Source organism: Roseococcus sp. SYP-B2431, from assembly GCF_004336745.1.
Lineage (GTDB): Bacteria > Pseudomonadota > Alphaproteobacteria > Acetobacterales > Acetobacteraceae > Roseococcus.
Map to the genome: position 1 here is coordinate 85,395 of NZ_SJXD01000001.1, position 17,968 is coordinate 103,362.

Sequence of the window (17,968 nt, forward strand, 5' to 3'; positions counted from 1 at the left end):
GTCACCCATAGATTGTTGTTGAGGTGCAACTTCCCACGAAATAGCGTTCCAGTCCCGAGGGAAGCTGCCTAGGCTGCGGCGAACCCGAAAGGACGCCGATGCCGATCCGCCGTTTCCTCCCCCTCGTCCTCGCCACCGCGATCTTCGCCGGGCCCGCTTTGGCCCAGGCCTGGCCGGACCGGCCGCTACGGGTGGTGGTGCCCTTCGCGCCGGGCGGCGTGACGGACAGCATCGGCCGCCTGGCCTCGGAATGGCTGAGCAGCAAGCTCGGCCAGCCCGTGGTGGTCGAGAACCGGACCGGCGCCAACGGCATGATCGCGGTGGAATACGTCGTCCGCAGCCGGCCCGACGGCTACACGCTGCTCACCGCCAGCGCCTCGCAGATGGTGATGCTGCCGGCCCTGGCGCAGCTCAGCGTCGACCCCGCGCGCGACATCGCGCCCATCTCCATCGTGGGGTCCAACCCGCAGGTGCTAGCCGTCTCGGCGCGGCTCGGCATCAACAACCTGCAGGAGCTTCTCGCCTATCTGCGGGCGAACCCGGGAAGGCTGAACTTCTCCAGCGGCGGCAACGGCTCCTCCAACCACCTGGCCATGGAGCTGCTGCTGAACCGGACCGGCACGCGGGCCACGCATGTTCCCTATCGCGGCGGCGCGCCGGCGATGCAGGCGGTGGTGGCCGGCGATGTCGGCGCCTATTTCGGCAATCCCTCCGACATCATCCCGCATCTGGGCGGGCCGGCGATCCGGGTCATCGGCATCGCGGGGCCGGAGCGCATGGCCCAGCTCCCGGGCGTGCCGACCTTCGCCGAACAGGGCCTGGCCGGCTTCCAGGCGCAGACCTGGAACGGCATCGCCGCCCCGGCCGGGACGCCGCCGGAGTTGATCGAGCGCATGGGCGCGATCCTGGTCAGCGCCTGCCAGGACGCGGCCTTCAGGGCGGCGGTCGAGCGGCTGGGCGCGGTCCCGGTCTGCTCGACGCCCGCGCAGATGCGCGCCGCGATGGAGGCGGACGGGCCGCAATGGCGGGAGCTGGTGCGCGCGGCGGGTCTCAAGCTGGAGTAGCCGGCCCGGGCTGCCCCGGGCAGCCGCCCTTCGGGCCGGTCGGGCGTCAACGCCTGACCGGCATCCGCGCCGTACCCTTCGACGCAGCCTTCCGCGCGCTCGCGCGCCGGGAAATCATGTTCAGCGCCTCGACGGCCGCCGAGAAGGCCATGGCCGCATAAACATAGCCCTTCGGCACCTTCACCCCGAAGCCTTCCGCGATGAGCGTCATGCCGATCATGAGCAGGAAGGAGAGCGCCAGCATCACGACCGAGGGGTTGTTGCCGATGAAATTGCCGAGCGGATTGGCCGCGAACAGCATGACGGCGACGGTCACGACGACGGCGATCACCATGATCTCGATATGGTCCGTCATGCCTACGGCGGTGATGATGCTGTCCAGCGAGAAGACGAGGTCCAGCAGCAGGATCTGGCCGATGATCGCCGCATAGGCGGCGCCGGCGACCGCGCTGCCGCCGCTGCCGCCATCGAACACGTCCGGCGCATGCCCGGGATCGACATTGTGATGGATTTCCTTGGTGGCCTTCCAGACCAGGAAGAGCCCGCCGCCGATCAGGATCAGGTCGCGCCAGGAGAAGGACTGCCCGAACAGCGTCAGCACGGGCTCGACGAGTTGGACGATGACGAAGACCAGGCTCAGCAGCGCCAGCCGCAGCACCAGCGCGGCGGCGATGCCGATGAAGCGTGCCCGAGCCCGCTGATGCTCCGGCAGCTTGTTGGTCAGGATGGAGATGAACAGCAGGTTGTCGATGCCGAGCACCACCTCCATGACGATGAGCGTGCCGAGGGCCACCCAAGCCGCCGGATCCGCGGCGAGCGTCATGAGACTGTCCATGCTTGATCCATCCCCTCGGGCAGGTCGCCAGTTCGACTGCGCTCGATGGAATGCCTAACACGGATGCCAGTTGCCACCGATGGGGAACCGACGGGACATTTCGCCCCGGACCGGCCGAGCCGGCCCGGGGCGAAGTACTACATGCCGAGCGCGCGGCGGTAGAGGTCGAGCAGCGTCTCCTGCTCCTCCACCTCGGCCGGCTCCTGCTTGCGGATGCGGATGATCTGGCGGACCACCTTCACGTCGAAGCCGGCGGATTTCGCTTCGGAAAAGATGTCCTTGATGTCGTCGGCGAGCGCCTTGCGCTCCTCCTCCAGTCGCTCGATGCGCTCGATAATGGAGCGCAGCCGGTCGACGGCGATGCCGCCCACGTCGGCATCGGGGGCGTCGGCCTGGCGCTTGCGGCTCGCCGCAGCCTCGTCTTCGGTGTCTGACATGAAATCTCTCGAATCGCTGGTCGAAGGGCGAGGGAGGTAGCGCCTCTACCCGTGCTTGGCCATGGCTTGACTGAAGGCAGCCTTCTGCTCCGGCGAGGCCTCCTTCTGGTGGGCGGCCTGCCAGGCCTTGTAGTCCATCCCATAGACGATCTCGCGCGCGGCGGGCGTCTCGAGGGCGAGGCCGGCGTCGGTGGCCGCCTCCTGATACCAGCGGCTCATGCAGTTCCGGCAGAAGCCGGCCAGGTTCATCAGGTCGATGTTCTGGACGTCGCCGCGCTCGCGCAGATGGGCCACGAGCTTGCGAAAGGCCGCGGCCTCGATGCGGTCACGGGCGGCGGCGTCGAGTTCGGCGGCGGCGCCGAGGGCGAGGTCGGCTTCAGGCTGCGGTGCGGGCATGGACGTTCTCCTTGTCCCGCCAGAGATACGCGAAAGGGCCGGCGGTTCAAGCGGACGATTGCCGCCCTCACACCCCGGGCGGTTGGGGCAAGCAGCCCCAACCCAGCCGCTTGGCCTCGCCGCACGACAGGAACGCCAGGCCGGTAGGTCAGCTGGGCGGCGCCGGCCGCGTTACGGCCGGATCCTCCACAGTCAAAGCCAGTTCTCACGCCATCGCGGGCACCTTCACCACGCTGGTCCAGCCATGCGGGTCGGCCTGCGTGCCGTACTGGATGCCGACAATGGAATCGTAGAGCTTCTGCGTCAGGAGGCCGGTGTGGCCATTGCCGATGCTGAGCTTCTCGCCCTTGTAGCCGAGTTCGCCCACCGGCGAGACCACCGCCGCCGTCCCCGTGCCCCACATCTCGCGCAGCGTGCCCTGGCGGCCGGCTTCCATCACCTCGTCGATGGAGATCTTCCGCTCGGAGACCTTCATTCCCCAGTCGCGCATGAGCTGCAGGCAGGAGTTGCGCGTCACGCCGTCCAGGATGGTGCCGGCCAGCGGCGGCGTGATCACCTCGTCGCCGATCTGCATCATGATGTTCATGGTGCCGACCTCGTCGATGTACTTGCGCTCCACGCCGTCCAGCCAGAGCACCTGGGTATAGCCGGCCTCCTCGGCCTCCATCTGCGCCGAGAGCGAGGCGGCGTAGTTGGCCGCCGTCTTGGCCTCGCCGAGGCCGCCCTGCACGGCGCGCACGTGGTTGTCGCTGACCAGGATGCGGACCGGCTTCACGCCCTCCTTGTAGTAGGCGCCGACCGGCGAGCAGATCACGAAATAGGTGTAGGTGCTGGAAGGGTGCACGCCGAGCATCACGTCCGTCGCGATCACGGTCGGGCGGATGTAGAGCGAGGTGCCCATGGCATGCGGCACCCACTCGTTGTCCACCCCCACGATCGCCTCGAAGGAGCGGCGCACGAGGTCGGCATCCATCTCGGGGATGCAAAGGGCGCGGGCCGACTTGTTCAGCCGCTCGGCGTGGCGCTGGGCGCGGAAGAGGCGGATCTGGCCGTCGGGGCCGCGGAAGGCCTTCAGCCCGTCGAAGATCGCCTGGCCGTAATGCAGCACCTGCGTCGCCGGATCGAGCGAGATCGGCCCGTAGGGAACGACGCGCGGGTCATGCCAGCCTTGGCCCGCTGTGTAGTTCATCATGAACATGTGGTCCGTCAGGACCTTGCCGAAGGACAGTGAGGCGTCGGCGGGCCTGGCGGCCGGGGCGCGGGTCCGCGTGATGGTGATCTCGGTCATGACACTCGCTCTATTCTTCGCTTCGTTGATCCGCGACGCAACGATCTTGCGTCCGAATGGAGGTTAGCGCAACAACCCGCCCTCGATCTCGGAAAAGTCGGCAATCCTCCCATGCACCGCACGCAGGATAGGTCAATCCTACTGCCCTTGTTGCGGCGCGGCGAAAGGGGCCCGGCGACGGTCGTCAGTCCGCGAATTGACCGGCGGCGAGGATCAGCGGGCGCAGCCGCTCGATCTCGCTGGCCAGGAAGGCGGCGTGATGGGCCGGGTCCGCCTCGCTGTCGGTCGCGACGGTGGTGAAGGTCTCGGCGAAGCGGGTCTTCAGCCGCTCCTCGTGCAGCGCCGCGCGGATCGCGCGGGCCAGCCGCTGCTGCACCTCCGGCGGCGTGCCCCCCGCGGCATAAAGCCCGTGCCAGGCCGACATGGTCAGCGGGATGCCGAGCTCGGCGGTCGTCGGCAGTTCCAGCCCGGGAACGCGCTGCGGCGTGGTCACGGCATAGCCGCGGATGCGGTTGTCGCGCAGGAAGGGCGCCGTCACGGTGGCCTGGTCGCAGGTGATGTCGAGGCGGCCGGCCATCAGCTCGGTCATGGCCGGCGCGCTGCCGCGGAAGACCACGTTGGTGACGCTCTTGCCGGCGGCGTGCTGCAGCAACAGGGCGCAGAGCTGGTTGGAGCCGCCGAGGCCGCTATGGCCGAGGTTCAGCTCGTCCCCGCGCTGGCGGATCTGCGCGAGATAGGCGGCGGCGTCGGCCGCCGGGAAGTCCGGCCGGGCCACCAGCGTCATGCCGGTCTGCGAGACCACGCCGAGCGGCGCCAGCCCGCGCTGGATGTCGAAGGGCAGCCGCCGGTAGAGCGTCGCCGCGCTGGCGAGGCCGATGTGATGCAGGAGGAGGGTGTAGCCGTCCGGGCGGGCCTGGGCGACGCGCGCCGCGGCGATGGTGCCGCCCGCGCCGGTCACGTTCTCCGCGGCGACGGGCTGGCCGAGCTCCTTGGACATGCCCTCGGCCAGGAGCCGGCCGATCATGTCGGTCGGGCCGCCGGCCGCGAAGGGGATTAGCAGGCTGATCGGCCGCGTGGGGAACGTCCCCTGCGCCAGGGCCGGCGTGGCAAGCAGCAGGGGGAGTCCGAGCGTGGCGCGGCGGGCGATCATGGAGGCGTTTCCTTCGGCTTTTCGGGCCGGCCTCCATGGATCATCCTTGGGGCCAGCCTCAGTCGTTGGCGCTACGGATAGCCTCCACGACGGCATTCGTCACGTCTTGCGTGTTCGCCTTGCCGCCGAGATCGGGCGTGACCACGCCGTTCGCCGTCGCGACCTCGATGCCGCGCATCAGCCGGTCGGCCGCCGGCTTCTCGCCCAGATGCTCCAGCATCATGCAGGCGGTCCAGAAGGTCGCGATCGGGTTGGCGATGCCCATGCCCGTGATGTCGAAGGCCGAGCCGTGGATGGGCTCGAACATCGAGGGCGCGCGCCGCTCGGGATCCAGGTTCGCCGTCGGCGCCACGCCGAGCGAGCCGGCCAGCGCGCCGGCGAGGTCGCTCAGGATGTCGGCATGCAGGTTGGTGGCGACCACCGTGTCGATGCTGGCCGGCTTGCGCACCATGCGCGCGGCCATGGCGTCGACGAGTTCCTTGTCCCAGGTCACCTCGGGGAAATCGAGCGCGACCTTGGCCGCCACCTCGTCCCAGAAGACCATGCCATGCCGCTGCGCGTTGGACTTCGTCACCACGGTCAGCAGCTTGCGCGGCCGGCTGGCGGCGATACGGAAGGCCGTGCGCATGATCCGCTCGACGCCGACGCGGGTGAAGATGGAGGTCTCGGTCGCCACCTCGATCTCGTGGCCCTGATGGGCGCGGCCGCCATGGCCGGCATATTCGCCCTCGCTGTTCTCGCGGACGATGACCCAGTCGATCGAGCCGGGGACGGCGCCGCGCAGGGGGCTGAGCAGGCCTGGCAGCACGCGGGTCGGGCGGATATTGGCGTATTGGTCGAAGCCCTGGCAGATCGCCAGCCGCAGGCCCCAGAGGGTCAGCGAATCCGGCAGATGCGGGTCGCCCACCGCGCCGAAATAGATGGCGTCGAAACCGCGGAGCTGGTGCAGCCCGTCCTCCGGCATCATGCGGCCGGTCTCCCGGTAGAAGTCGCTGCCCCAGGGGAAGTGCACCACCTCCAGCTCGAAGTCGCCGGCGCGGGCCTGCAGGGCGCGCAGCACTTCGAGACCGGCGGGGATGACCTCCTTGCCGATGCCGTCTCCGGGAATGGCGGCGATGCGATAGCTGCGCATGGGGGCTCCTGCGGGAATGGTCGCTCGTTTCTTGCCATGTTTGCGACGCAGCAAGAAGATGGGTGCCCGAATTGCGCCCTCCTCGCCGCCGGGGCCATGATGCCTCCCGGAAACGAGGGCGGGATGACGTCAGACTGGACCGAGCCACGGGCGGTGGCGGCCCTGCGGGCCTTGTTCGATGCCGGAGTGCGCGCGGCGGATCCGCTGGCGGTGCTGGCCCCGCACCTGCCCGCGCCGCCGAAGAACGGCCGTGTGGTCGTGGTCGGCGCCGGCAAGGCCGCGGCCAAGATGGCGCTCGCCGTGGAGCGCGCCTGGCCCGAGGTGCCGCTGACCGGCCTCGTCATCGCCCCGCACGGCGCGGACCTGCCCGACCCGCCCGACCATCGCCGCATCGCGCTGCGCTTCGGCGCGCATCCCCGGCCCGACGCCTCGGGCGCGGCGGCGGCGGCCGGGATCCTGGCAGCTGTGCGCGGCCTGACCGCCGATGACCTGGTCCTGGCGCTGATCTCGGGCGGCGGCTCCTCGCTCTCCACCCTGCCGGCCGAGGGGCTGACGCTGGAGGACCTCGTCGCCGTGAACCAGGCGCTGCTGGATTCGGGCGCGCCCATCCACGAGATGAACTGCATCCGCAAGCATCTCTCCGCCTTTTCCGGGGGGCGGCTGGCGCTGGCGGCGGCGCCGGCGCGGGTGGTCACGCTCGCGATCTCCGACGTGCCGGGCGACGACCCGGAGGTCATCGCCTCCGGCCCGACCGTGGCCGACCCCTCGACCTTCGAGGAAGCGCGGGCCCTGGTCGCCCATTACCGCATGCCCCTTCCCGAGGCCGCCATGCGCCACCTCGCCGAGGGTCGCGACGAGACGCCCAAGCCCGGCGACCCGCGCCTCGCCGGCCATGAGCTGCGGATGATCGCGACGCCGCTCATGGCGCTGCGGGCCATGGCCGAAGCGGCGCGCGGGATGGGTCTCGCGCCCCTCATCCTCGGCGACGCGCTGGAGGGGGAGGCCCGCACGGTCGGCCAGGCGCTGGCCGGCATCGCCCGCAGCGCGGCCTCGCATGGGCTGCCGCTCGGCGCGCCCTGCGTGCTGCTCTCCGGCGGGGAGACCACCGTGACCATGGCGCCCGGCACCCAGGGCGCCGGCGGGCGGGGCACGGAGTGCCTGCTCGGCATGGCGCTGGCGCTGAACGGGGCGCCTGGCACCTGGGCGCTCTGCGCCGATACGGATGGGATCGACGGGAAATCCGACGCCGCGGGCGCCATCGCCGGGCCCGGCACGCTGGAGGCGGCGCGAAAGGCCGGACTCGATCCGCGCGCGGCGCTGGCCCAGCATCGGAGCTACGACGTCTTCGAGGCCGCCGGCGGCCTGATCCGAACGGGACCGACCCTCACCAACGTCAACGACCTTCGCATCCTTTTGGTCACTTAACTTACCATTCGTAAGATGCCGGAGGTTTCCCTTGCGGCCTGCCTTACGAGTGATAACCTAGCGGCATGCGCGATCCCGTCCTCGAGGATATCCTCGCCCGCCGCGGAGCGGTCACCCGCATCGCTTCCGCCCTCAATATCTCCACCGCGGCGGTGAGCCAGTGGAAGCGCGTCCCCGCCGACCGGGTGGACGACGTGGCCCAGCTCTTCGGCATAGAAGCGGAATCGCTCCGCTCGCCCGGCGCGCCGCCGCCCGCACCCCGCGTCCCGGAAGGCTCCGTCCGCCCGCGCATTCCCATGCGCCGCCACCGCCGCACCAAGATCATCGCCACCCTCGGCCCGGCCAGTTCCTCGCTTGAGATGATCGAGAAGCTGTTCCGCCAGGGCGCCGACGTCTTCCGCCTCAACTTCTCCCATGGCAGCCACGAGGACCACGCCGCCCGCATCGCCATCATCCGCGAGGTGGAGCGCAAGACCGGCCGCCCCGTCGGCATCCTCGCTGACGTTCAGGGCCCCAAGCTGCGCGTGGGAAAATTCGCCGCCGGCCGGGTTCAGCTGGCGACCGGCAGCCGCTTCCGCCTCGACCTGAACCCCACGCCCGGCGACGTGAAGCGCGTCCAGCTGCCGCATCCCGAGATCATCAACGCCGCCCGCATCGGCACCACCCTGCTGCTCGATGACGGCAAGCTCCGGCTGCGCGTCGTCCGCCAGGTCGAGAACGACCATCTGGAGACGGAGGTCGTGGTGGGCGGCGCCCTGTCCGATCGCAAGGGCGTGAACGTGCCGGACGTGGCGCTGCCCATCCCCGCGCTCACCGCGAAGGACCGCGCCGACCTGGAATTCGTGCTGCCGCTGGGCGTCGAGTATATCGGCCTCTCCTTCGTGCAGCGGCCCGAGGACGTGGCCGAGGCCAAGGCCATCTGCGCCGGCCGCGCCTGGGTCATGGTGAAGATGGAGAAGCCCCAGGCCGTCGAGAATCTCGACGGCATCCTGGCGCTGACCGACTGCGTCATGGTCGCCCGCGGCGATCTCGGCGTGGAGATGCCGCCCGAGGAGGTGCCGCTCGTCCAGAAGCGCATCGTCCGCGCCGCCCGCAAGCTTGGCCTGCCGGTCGTCGTGGCGACGCAGATGCTGGAGAGCATGATCACCGCGCCCTCCCCCACCCGCGCCGAGGCCTCGGATGTCGCGACCGCCGTCTTCGACGGCGCCGATGCTGTGATGCTCTCGGCCGAGACGGCCGCCGGGCAGTTCCCGCTCGAGGCCGTGAACATCATGGACCGCATCGTGGCCCGGGTGGAGCAGGACCCGGACTGGCGCGCCCAGACCGACGCCAGCCGGCCCGACCCCGAAGGCACCAGCGCCGGTGCCATCGCCGCTGCCGCCCGCCAGGTGGCCCGTACCATCGATGCCGAGGTCATCGCGACCTTTACCAGCACCGGCTCCACCACCTTGCGCGCCGCGCGGGAGCGGCCGGATTGCCCGATCCTGGGCCTGACGCCGTTGGTGCAGTCGGCGCGACGACTCGCCGTGGTCTGGGGGGTGCATCCGCTGGTGGTTCAGGATATCCACTCCATGACGGAAATGGTGGCGCGAGCCTGCCGGGCGGCGCAGCAGGAAGGCTTCGTGCAGCCCGGCGACGAGGTGGTGGTGACGGCGGGCGTGCCCTTCGGGACGCCCGGCACCACCAATTCGCTCAGGGTCGCCATCGTGAAGTAGCCGCGACCGGCCCCGTCGGCCGTCGCCAAGGGGACCGAGTGCCGATGAAGCGACTGATCCTGGCCTTTGGCCTCACCCTGGGTCTGGCTCTGGGGCTCGCCGGACCGGCGGCCGCGCAGCGCGCCGGGACCTACGACGTCACGGGCGCCAACCCCGACGGCACGCAATACGCCGGCACCCTGCTGCTGGAGCAGATCGGCCTGCTCAGCTTCCGCCTGACCTGGACCATCGGTGCCGAGACGATCGAAGGCGTGGGCATGGTGAGCGGCCTGGTCTTCGCCACCGCCTTCAGCCTGGGCAACCAGCCGAGCATGGGCATCTACGAGATCAAGCCCAACGGCGAGATGACCGGCCAGTGGACCATCATGGGGGCTTTTGCCGGCGGCACGGAAACCATTCGCCCGCGGCCGTAGGTTTCGCGGCCGCCAGCAAAAGCCTTTTCAACGCCCTCAGGCGCCGAGCGCTCGCTCCGCTCGCTTGGCTCGCCGCGCCTCTGGGGCGCCAAGCCGGAAGGTGGAGTGGGCGGCGCCGGCCGCTTTGCGGCCGGATTCTCGGTGGGCCCGCTTGCCTTTTGCTGGCCCGCCCCTTGGCGACTAAGCCGCCCAGCTCGGCTTCCGCTTCTCCTTGAAGGCCGCGATGCCTTCCGCCGCTTCCGGGCTGGAGCCCGTGCGGGCGAAAGCCTCCGCGCCCATCTCCGCATAGCTCTCCGGCGCCAGCGGGCCGAGCGCGGCCAGCAGGCCCTTGGTCTCGGCCAGCGCGCCCGGCGCGCCCTCCAGGATCAGCGCGACGCTCTGCGCCACCAAGGCGTCGAGGCCAGCGCGATCCGCGCCGACCTCGTGGACCAGGCCCCAGCGCAGCGCCGTGGCCGAGTCGACGACATTCGCCTCCAGCACCATGCGCGTGGCGTTCGGCCGGCCGATCCGGCGCGCGACCCAGGGCAGGATCTGCGCCGCCACCAGCCCGCGCCGCGTTTCCGGCGCCGAGAACCTCGCCTCCGCGCTGGCGAAGGCGATATCCGCGCAGCAGACGAAGCCGAGGCCGCCGGCATGGGCGGCCCCCTCGATGGCGGCGATCACCACCTGCGGCAGCTCGGAGAGTTCCTGGAAGCGCGCGCCGATGCGGCGGTTGCGGGCGAGCTGCGCCGCCAGCCGCTCCTCGGGCGTGCCCTGCGCCATCTCGGTGAGGTCGAGGCCGGCGCAAAAATGCCCGCCGGCCCCACGCAGCACCACGATGCGCGCCTGGGAATCCCCGCGCAGCCCGGCGATGAGCTCGTCCAGCGCCTCGCCCATGCCGCCGCCGATGGCATTGCGCCGGGCGGGGCGGTTCAGCGTCACGTGAACCACCGGCCCCTCGCGACGAACGAGGACCGGCGGCTCCGTGCCGCTCATCGCTTCCACCAGCCCCCACGGCGAGGCGCGGCGGCGGCCACCTCCTCGACCGTCTTGGGCTGGATGGCCGGGCCGATCACGACTTCCGCCGCCGGCTCCGGTTCGGCCTTCGGTGGCGAGGCGCCGCCGACCGGCTCTGGGATGGGCTCGGGCTTCGGCTCGACCGGCTCCGCGGCGACGGGTTCCACCGCCGCCAGAGGCGCGGCCTCGATCGGCTCGACCTCGGGCACCGCGTCGGCGGCCGGCGCAGGCGCTGATTCCGCGGGCGCTGATTCCACGGACGCAGATTCCAGAGGCGCCGGTTCCGCCGGCGCGGCCGGGCGGGCGACGAGCGCCGCCTCGGCCGCCGCCTCGGCCGCCTCCATGGCTGCCATCAGGCTGTCGGTCGTATTGGCGAAAGGATCGGCGGGTGTCGGGCCGGCATAGCCGGCCGGCGCCGGAGCCACGAAGGCGGCGGGCGCTTCCGGCGCCTCCCGCTCGGCCGCAGGCGCCTCGCCCTCGCGCCGGCGACGGCCGCCGCGGCGGCCCCGGCGGCGGCGCGCCGACTCCTCGCTCTCCACGGGGCTCTCCACGGCGCCCTCCATGGGGCTCTCGGCCGGCTCGGCCTCTGCATCGACCTCGGCGGGCGCGGCATCCTCGGCTCCCGCCTCCGCCTCGGAGGCGCCCTCGGCCGGCGCCTCGACACCGTCCTCGGCGCCTTCCCCACGCTCCGGCCCGCCCTCGCGACGGCCGCGGCCCCGGCGGCGGCGGCGCGGACGGCGGGCCCGCTCCTCCTCCGTCATCCCGGCCTCGGAGGCGTCCGAGGCCTCGGCGGCCTCGGCTTCCTCGACCTCCTCGGCGGCCGCCTCTTCCTCGGCGGCATAGTCCATGCGCAGCGCGGCGGGACGGCTGTCCTCGATCGGCGGCGGCGGCGCCTTGCTGCGCTCGATCCGCGTCTCGGCGCCATGCAGCGTGTCGTCCGGATCGAAGAGCACGGTCACGCCCCAGCGATTCTCGATGTCGGCGAGCCGGTCACGCTTCTTGTTCAACAGGTAGAGGGCGGCGGCCGAGGTCACCCGCACGGTGATCTCGGCGGCGCGGCGCTTGGCGCATTCCTCCTCGACGGCGCGCAGCACGGCAAGCGCGCTGCTCTCGAGCCCACGGACGGTGCCGCGGCCCAGGCAATGCGGGCAGGTGACGAAGGTCGTCTCGGCCAGCGAGGGGCGCAGGCGCTGGCGCGACAGCTCCAGCAGGCCGAAATGGCTGATGCGGCCGACCTGTATGCGCGCGCGGTCGGTGCGCAGCGCGTCCTTCAGCCGCTTCTCCACCATCGCATTGTGGCGGTTGGAGTCCATGTCGATGAAGTCGATGACGATCAGCCCGGCCAGATCGCGCAGGCGCAGCTGGCGGGCGACCTCGTCGGCGGCCTCGAGATTGGTCCGCAGCGCGGTGTCCTCGATGCTCCTCTCGCGCGTCGAGCGGCCGGAGTTCACGTCGATCGCGACCAGCGCCTCGGTCTGGTTGATGACGAGGTAGCCGCCCGAGCGGAGCTGGCAGTTCGGCTCGTGCATCGCATCGAGCTGCGCCTCGGCCTGGAAGCGCGAGAAGAGCGGCACGGTGCCGTCGCGATAGGCCTGGATCTTGCGGGCGTGCTCCGGCATCAGCATGCGCATGAATTCGCGCGCCTGGGCATAGGCCGTGTCGCCCTCGACGATGATCTCGTCCATGTCGCGGGCATAGCCGTCGCGGATGGAGCGCTTGATGAGGTCGGCCTCTTCGTAGATCAGCGCCGGCGCGGTGCTGGCCAGGGTGCGCTCGCGGATATCGTCCCAGAGGCGCAGGAGGTACTCGCAGTCGCGCCGGATCTCGGGCTTCGGCCGCTGCGCGCCCGCCGTGCGGACGATGAGCGACATGCCATGCGGCATCTCCAGCTCGTCGATCACCTCGCGCAGGCGGCGGCGGTCGGAGCTGGAGGTGATCTTGCGGGAGACGCCGCCGCCGCGCGGGCTGTTGGGCATCAGCACGGAGAACCGGCCGGCCAGGGAGATATAGGTGGTGAGTGCCGCGCCCTTGGTGCCGCGCTCCTCCTTCACGACCTGGATGAGGAGGATCTGCCGGCGGCGGATGACCTCCTGGATCTTGTAGTTGCGCAAGAAGCGCGGGGAGGAGCGGCGCTCGCGGCGCTCCTCCTCCTGCTCGGCCTCGGCCTCTCCCTCGGCATCGCCCTCGGACTCGCCGATGGTCTCGGGCGGCGGGGCGTCGGAGGGGGGCAGGATCTCGACGCGGCTGCCGTTCTCGTCGTCGCCCTCGGAGGCTTCGGCCGATTCCGGCCGGCCCTGCGATTCGAGCTGCGCGACGATATCGGCTTCCATCTCCTCGGGGGTGGGCTGCTCGGAGGTCAGCTCCTGCGGCAGGGCCTCCAGCGGCGGCTCCTCGGCCGGCTCGGCGTCGCCGGCCGCGACCTCGGCGGCGCGGGCCGCCTGGGCGGCGGCGCGGGCCGCCTGGGCCTGGGCCCGGCGCTCGTCGTCGCGGGCCTCGGCCTCGGCCTCCTCGCGGGCCTCGGCCTCCTGGGCCTCGATCAGCCGCTGACGGTCGGCGACGGGGATCTGGTAGTAGTCGGGGTGGATCTCACCGAAGGCCAGGAAGCCGTGGCGGTTGCCGCCATATTCCACGAAGGCGGCCTGCAGGCTCGGTTCCACGCGGACGACGCGGGCGAGGTAGATGTTGCCCTTGAGAGGCAGCCGGTTGGCGGCCTCCAGGTCGAATTCATCGACGCGATGGCCATCCATCACGACCACCCGGGTCTCTTCCGGGTGGGCCGCGTCGATCAACATGCGCTTGGTCATGCGAGGGTAACTCCGCACCGCGGCGGGGCATCGGAGCGCCCGGCCGGCGGCGGAAAGGGTGTGTGGATTCCGGGTGCGGGCCGTTCGGCGGCGATGTCCTGGACATGCGCTTGCGTCCTCACTCGGGGGCGCGGAAGCCCTCTTCCTGCACCGCGAAGCGCGGCCGGCAGGCAAAAGGGCATCGTGCCCAATGGGTCACCCCCACGGATGTGCGCCCTTCACGGGCGGACGATATTGCGGCAGGTGGGCGCAACCGCGTCTCGGCATGGCCAGCCTGCACCGCGGGCACGCAGGCGGAACCGGCAGCGTCCTTTCTTCGGAGCGCCGCAAAAGGGGGCGTCCATCCGGCGGACCACGACCGGGGCTTGGCGCGCGAAAAGCCGCGCCGTCCGCCCCTGCTCCGCCCGCAGCACCTATCGCTGGGGCAAGTCAGCATAGGCGAGGTGGCCAAGCGTCACAAGGCGCACTGTGGACAAGTCGGATCGCCGAGGCCGGCCAGGATGCCCTGGCGCTGCACAAACGCGCTGCGTCCTGCCTGCATGGGAAGCACGTCCTCTGGATTTTTCGGGCCCCCGCCCCTACTCTCCGGTCACCGCGATGGGGGTTGCGGCCTATGGGGGTTATCGATCGCAGGGCATGGCTCGTCGCGATGGCTGGTCTGGCCATGGCGCCTTTGGCCACCGGGGCGGAGGCGCAGACGCGGCCTGCCCAGCGCCGGCGCGCGCCGCCGGCACGGGACGTCACGCGCCTGCCGCTGGTCCTCCTGGACCCGGGCCATGGCGGCGCCGATCCGGGGGCCATCGGCGCCAACGGCACCCAGGAGAAGCGCGTCACCCTGCCCATCGCGCTGGAGCTTCGGCGCCTGCTTGAGGCGGGCGGCCGCTGCCGCGTGGCGCTGACCCGCACGCGCGACGTCTTCGTGCCGTTGGCCCGACGGGTCGAGATGGCCCGGCAGCGCGAGGCGGTGCTGCTGCTCTCCATCCATGCCGATGCCATGCCGGCGGGGCAGTCGCAGGCCTTGCGGGGCGCCTCCGTCTATACGGTGTCGGAAACGGCCACCGACTCCCTGGCCGCGGCCCTGGCCCGGCGGGAGAACCGGGCCGACCAGGCCGGCGGCCTGCGGCTGCCGTCCGTCTCGCCGGAGGTGCAGCGCATCCTGCTGAGCCTCATGCGGCAGGAGACGCGGGCGGGATCGGAGCGGCTGGCCCGGCTCGCGGTGAATGCGCTGGACGGCGAGGTCGCGCTGCTCTCGCAGCCGCTGCGGCGGGCGCAGTTCGTCGTGCTCAAGGCTCCCGACGTGCCCGCGGCCCTGGTGGAATGCGGCTTCCTGTCCAACCGGCAGGACGAGGCGCTGCTGCGCCGGGCGGACCACCGGGCCAGGGTGGCGGCCGCCCTGGCGGAGGCGGTGAACGGCTTCATCGGGCGGCGGAGCCTGGCCTGATCCACCCGTAACGGTTCTGAATCGACAGCAGGGCTTGCTGGAACAGCCGCGGCGGAGGGGCTAACACATCAGCCTCTCACGGCTTTCAGGAGTCCCGCCATGACCAGCCTCAGCCGCCGCGCCCTCGGCGCCGCCGCCGTTTCCAGCGTGATCGCGGGCCCCGCTTTCGCCCAGGCCGACCGGGCCCTCACCATCGCCACCGGCGGCTCCATCACCTCGATCGATCCGCATTTCTTCAACGCCGCGCCGAATTCCTCGCTGGCGCTGCACATCTTCCAGGCGCTGGTGGACCGCACGCCCGACGCGAAGTTCGTCCCCGGCCTCGCCACCTCCTGGCGCGTGATCGAGCCCACGCTCTGGGAGTTCAAGCTGCGCGAGAACGTGAAGTGGCATGACGGCCGCCCTTTCACCGCCGCGGACGTCGAGTTCACCTATGGCCGCGCGCCCAATGTGCCGAACAGCCCGGGCGGCTTCGGCGGCTTCCTGCGCAGCCTCAAGCGCATCGAAATCCTCGATCCGCACACGATCCGCTTCCACACCCATGCCCCGAACCCGATCCTGCCGATCGATCTCGCGGCGATCTTCATCGTCTCGAAGCACGCCGGCGAGGGCGCCTCGACCGAGGACTACAACAGCGGCAAGGCCGCCATCGGCACCGGCCCCTACAAGTTCGTGAGCTACGAGCCCAACAACCGCACCGAGCTCGTCCGCAACGACGACTACTGGGGTGGCCGCGAGCCGTGGTCGCGCGTCTCCTACCGCTTCATCGCCAACGACGCGGCGCGCTCCGCGGCGCTGCTCTCGGGCGATCTCGACATGATCGACCAGGTCGCCAGCAGCGACCTCGCGCGCCTGAAGCGCGAGCCGCGGACCAGCGTCTCCGAGACGGTCGGCCTGCGCTGCGTCTACCTGATGCCGGACTTCTCGCGCGACGGGAACCTGCCCTTCGTCACCGACAACAACGGCCAGCCGCTGCCGACCAACCCCTTCAAGGACGTGCGCGTCCGCCAGGCGCTGACCAGCATCATCAACCGCCAGAACATCGCCGAGCGCGTGATGGAGGGACAGGCCACGGCCACCAACCAGTGGCTGCCGCCCGGCACCTTCGGCTACGCGCCCGACATCGCGGTGCCGGTGCCGAACGTCGAGCATTCGCGCCGCCTGCTGGCCGAGGCCGGCTATCCCAACGGCTTCAAGCTGACCCTCCACACGCCCAACGACCGCTTCCCGAACGACAGCCGCATCGCCCAGGCGATCGGCCAGTTCTGGACGCGCATCGGCGTGCAGACGCAGGTCGAGGCGGTGCCCTGGGCCAGCTTCTCCGCCCGCAGCAACCGGCAGGACTTCGCCATCCGCCTGACGAGCTGGGGCAGCACGACGGCCGAGGCCGGCTACATGCTCAGCAACATCATGATGACCTACAGCCGCGAGAACCGCACCGGCGCCAGCAATTCGGGCCGCTTCTCCTCGCCCGAACTGGACCGGATGACCAACGCCGCCGTGTCCATCATCGACGACGAGGCGCGCGAGAAGGCGCTGCAGGACATGGTGCGCTGGGTGGCGCGCGAGGTGCCGATCATCCCGCTGGTGCAGCTGAACCACACCTGGGCGACGAAGCGCGGCCTGACCTACGCCGCGCGGATGGACGAGCGGACCATCGCGATGGGCGTGCGGCCGGCCTGAACGGGCGGGTCATTCCAGCCTGATCCCCGCCACGCGGATGATCTCCGCGTAGCGGGCGATATCCTCGGCCAGGAGGGAAGCATATTCCTCCGCCGAGCTGCCCACCACGAAAATGCCGCTCGTCAGCAGGCGCGCCTGAATGGCGGGCTCCCGGATGGCGGCGCGGAACACCTCCTCCAGCCGCGCACGGATCGCCGCCGGCACGCCCGCGCCGATCGCCATGCCGAAATCCGAGCTGACGCGCAGCTTCGGGAATCCCAGCTCCGTGACCGTCGGCGTCTCCGGCAGGGCCGGAAGACGTTCGGAATGCGTGACGGCCAGGGCGCGCAGCTGGCCGGACTGGATCATCGGCAGCGCATCCGGGATCGTCGAGAAATAGACCTGGATGCGGTTGGCCAGCAGATCCGTCGCGGCATTGGTCCAGCCGCGATAGGGCACGTGCACGAGGTCGGTCCCGGTGAGCATCTTCAGCTCCTCGCCGCCGAGATGGAGCGAGGTGCCCACGCCGACGCTGCCATAGGACCATTGCCCGGGCCGGGCCTTCGCCGCCGCGACGAACTCGGGAAAGCTCCGCAGCCCGAGCTGGGCCGGAACGACCAGGACGCTCGGCCCGACCGTGAGCCGCGTGAGCGGCGCGAAATCGCCCATGCGGAAGCGCAGGTTCGGCATCAGCAGGCCGACGATCGCGAAGCTGCTGCCCGTGATCATCATGGTGTGGCCATCGGGCGCCGCCTGCGCGACCTCGCCCATGCAGACGGTGCCCGTGGCGCCCGGCCGGTTCTCCACGACCACCGGCTGGCCGAGCGCCTGCGAGACGGCAGGCGCCAGCAGACGGGCCACCATGTCCATGGCGCCGCCGGCGCCGAAGGGCGTGAGGATGCGCAGGGTGCGGCTGGGCCAGGGATCGGCCGCCCGGGCCCCCGGGGCCGCGAGCCCCCAGGCGGCCATGGCGGCCGCCGCCCGCGTCAGTCCGCGTCTGCTCGATGGCATCATGATGATCCTCCCCAAGGTGCCGCGGCGTCTCGGGCCAAGTTGTCGATGCGACCGTGGCACCGGATGGAAGGAATTGCCAAGAGCTTTGCACCGGAGTGATCGACCCCGGCGAGAGACGGCGGCTCCGGGCCCGTCGGACCGTGGTGCCTCGCGGTCGCCCGAAATCAGCTCGCCATACGCGCGCCTGCCACGTTCA

General features: G+C 71.0%; 15 protein-coding genes. 6 read left to right on the forward strand and 9 right to left on the reverse strand.

All coding sequences use genetic code 11. From position 1 onward, the window contains the following. Positions 1-98 precede the first annotated feature (98 nt). A complete protein-coding gene (locus tag EJV46_RS00455; RefSeq protein WP_131546624.1) occupies positions 99-1,064 on the forward strand; it encodes a tripartite tricarboxylate transporter substrate binding protein in 966 nt (321 codons plus the stop codon). A gap of 46 nt (positions 1,065-1,110) precedes the next feature. Here EJV46_RS00455 and EJV46_RS00460 read toward each other — a convergent pair whose 3' ends face one another. From EJV46_RS00460 to EJV46_RS00485, 6 genes are all read right to left on the reverse strand, one after another. Beyond that, on the reverse strand, positions 1,111-1,899 hold the full coding sequence (locus EJV46_RS00460; protein WP_131546625.1) for a TerC family protein: 789 nt from the start codon (positions 1,897-1,899) through the stop codon (positions 1,111-1,113). A gap of 137 nt (positions 1,900-2,036) precedes the next feature. Beyond that, a complete protein-coding gene (locus tag EJV46_RS00465; RefSeq protein ID WP_206020665.1) occupies positions 2,037-2,336 on the reverse strand; it encodes a DUF2312 domain-containing protein in 300 nt (99 codons plus the stop codon). A 45-nt stretch (positions 2,337-2,381) separates the two neighbouring features. Then, positions 2,382-2,732, reverse strand: coding sequence for a DUF1244 domain-containing protein (locus tag EJV46_RS00470; protein WP_131546626.1), 351 nt, complete (start codon positions 2,730-2,732; stop codon positions 2,382-2,384). Positions 2,733-2,937: 205 nt separating this feature from the next. Next, positions 2,938-4,020, reverse strand: a complete 1,083-nt coding sequence (locus tag EJV46_RS00475; protein WP_131546627.1) for a branched-chain amino acid aminotransferase — start codon at positions 4,018-4,020, stop codon at positions 2,938-2,940. A gap of 184 nt (positions 4,021-4,204) precedes the next feature. Then, positions 4,205-5,170 (reverse strand): tripartite tricarboxylate transporter substrate-binding protein, encoded by a 966-nt coding sequence (locus EJV46_RS00480; RefSeq protein WP_131546628.1) that lies wholly within the window; start codon positions 5,168-5,170, stop codon positions 4,205-4,207. Between the two features lie 58 nt (positions 5,171-5,228). After that, positions 5,229-6,302, reverse strand: coding sequence for a tartrate dehydrogenase (locus EJV46_RS00485; RefSeq protein WP_131546629.1), 1,074 nt, complete (start codon positions 6,300-6,302; stop codon positions 5,229-5,231). A 123-nt stretch (positions 6,303-6,425) separates the two neighbouring features. Between EJV46_RS00485 and EJV46_RS00490 the strand changes: the two genes are divergently transcribed. From EJV46_RS00490 to EJV46_RS00500, 3 genes are all read left to right on the forward strand, one after another. Beyond that, entirely contained in the window at positions 6,426-7,727 is a 1,302-nt protein-coding gene (locus EJV46_RS00490; RefSeq protein WP_131546630.1) for a glycerate kinase, read from the forward strand. 296 nt (positions 7,728-8,023) lie between these two features. Then, on the forward strand, positions 8,024-9,442 hold the full coding sequence (pyk, locus tag EJV46_RS00495) for a pyruvate kinase (protein WP_131546660.1): 1,419 nt from the start codon (positions 8,024-8,026) through the stop codon (positions 9,440-9,442). Positions 9,443-9,486: 44 nt separating this feature from the next. Beyond that, positions 9,487-9,855 (forward strand): hypothetical protein, encoded by a 369-nt coding sequence (locus EJV46_RS00500; RefSeq protein ID WP_131546631.1) that lies wholly within the window; start codon positions 9,487-9,489, stop codon positions 9,853-9,855. Between the two features lie 180 nt (positions 9,856-10,035). Here the strand turns inward: EJV46_RS00500 and EJV46_RS00505 are convergent, their stop codons facing one another. Together EJV46_RS00505 and EJV46_RS00510 are read right to left on the reverse strand one after the other, a co-directional pair. Then, on the reverse strand, positions 10,036-10,830 hold the full coding sequence (locus EJV46_RS00505) for an enoyl-CoA hydratase/isomerase family protein (protein ID WP_131546632.1): 795 nt from the start codon (positions 10,828-10,830) through the stop codon (positions 10,036-10,038). Next, on the reverse strand, positions 10,827-13,655 hold the full coding sequence (locus EJV46_RS00510; protein WP_131546633.1) for a ribonuclease E/G: 2,829 nt from the start codon (positions 13,653-13,655) through the stop codon (positions 10,827-10,829). The genes EJV46_RS00505 and EJV46_RS00510 overlap by 4 nt, the downstream gene beginning before the upstream one ends. Before the next feature lie 649 nt (positions 13,656-14,304). Here EJV46_RS00510 and EJV46_RS00515 point away from each other — a divergent pair. Continuing rightward, positions 14,305-15,096, forward strand: a complete 792-nt coding sequence (locus EJV46_RS00515; protein WP_240782344.1) for an N-acetylmuramoyl-L-alanine amidase — start codon at positions 14,305-14,307, stop codon at positions 15,094-15,096. A gap of 99 nt (positions 15,097-15,195) precedes the next feature. Further along, positions 15,196-16,779, forward strand: a complete 1,584-nt coding sequence (locus tag EJV46_RS00520) for an ABC transporter substrate-binding protein (RefSeq protein ID WP_131546635.1) — start codon at positions 15,196-15,198, stop codon at positions 16,777-16,779. A gap of 9 nt (positions 16,780-16,788) precedes the next feature. Here the strand turns inward: EJV46_RS00520 and EJV46_RS00525 are convergent, their stop codons facing one another. Further along, complete coding sequence (locus EJV46_RS00525) at positions 16,789-17,769, reverse strand: tripartite tricarboxylate transporter substrate binding protein (protein ID WP_131546636.1); 981 nt, start codon at positions 17,767-17,769, stop codon at positions 16,789-16,791. Positions 17,770-17,968 lie beyond the last annotated feature (199 nt).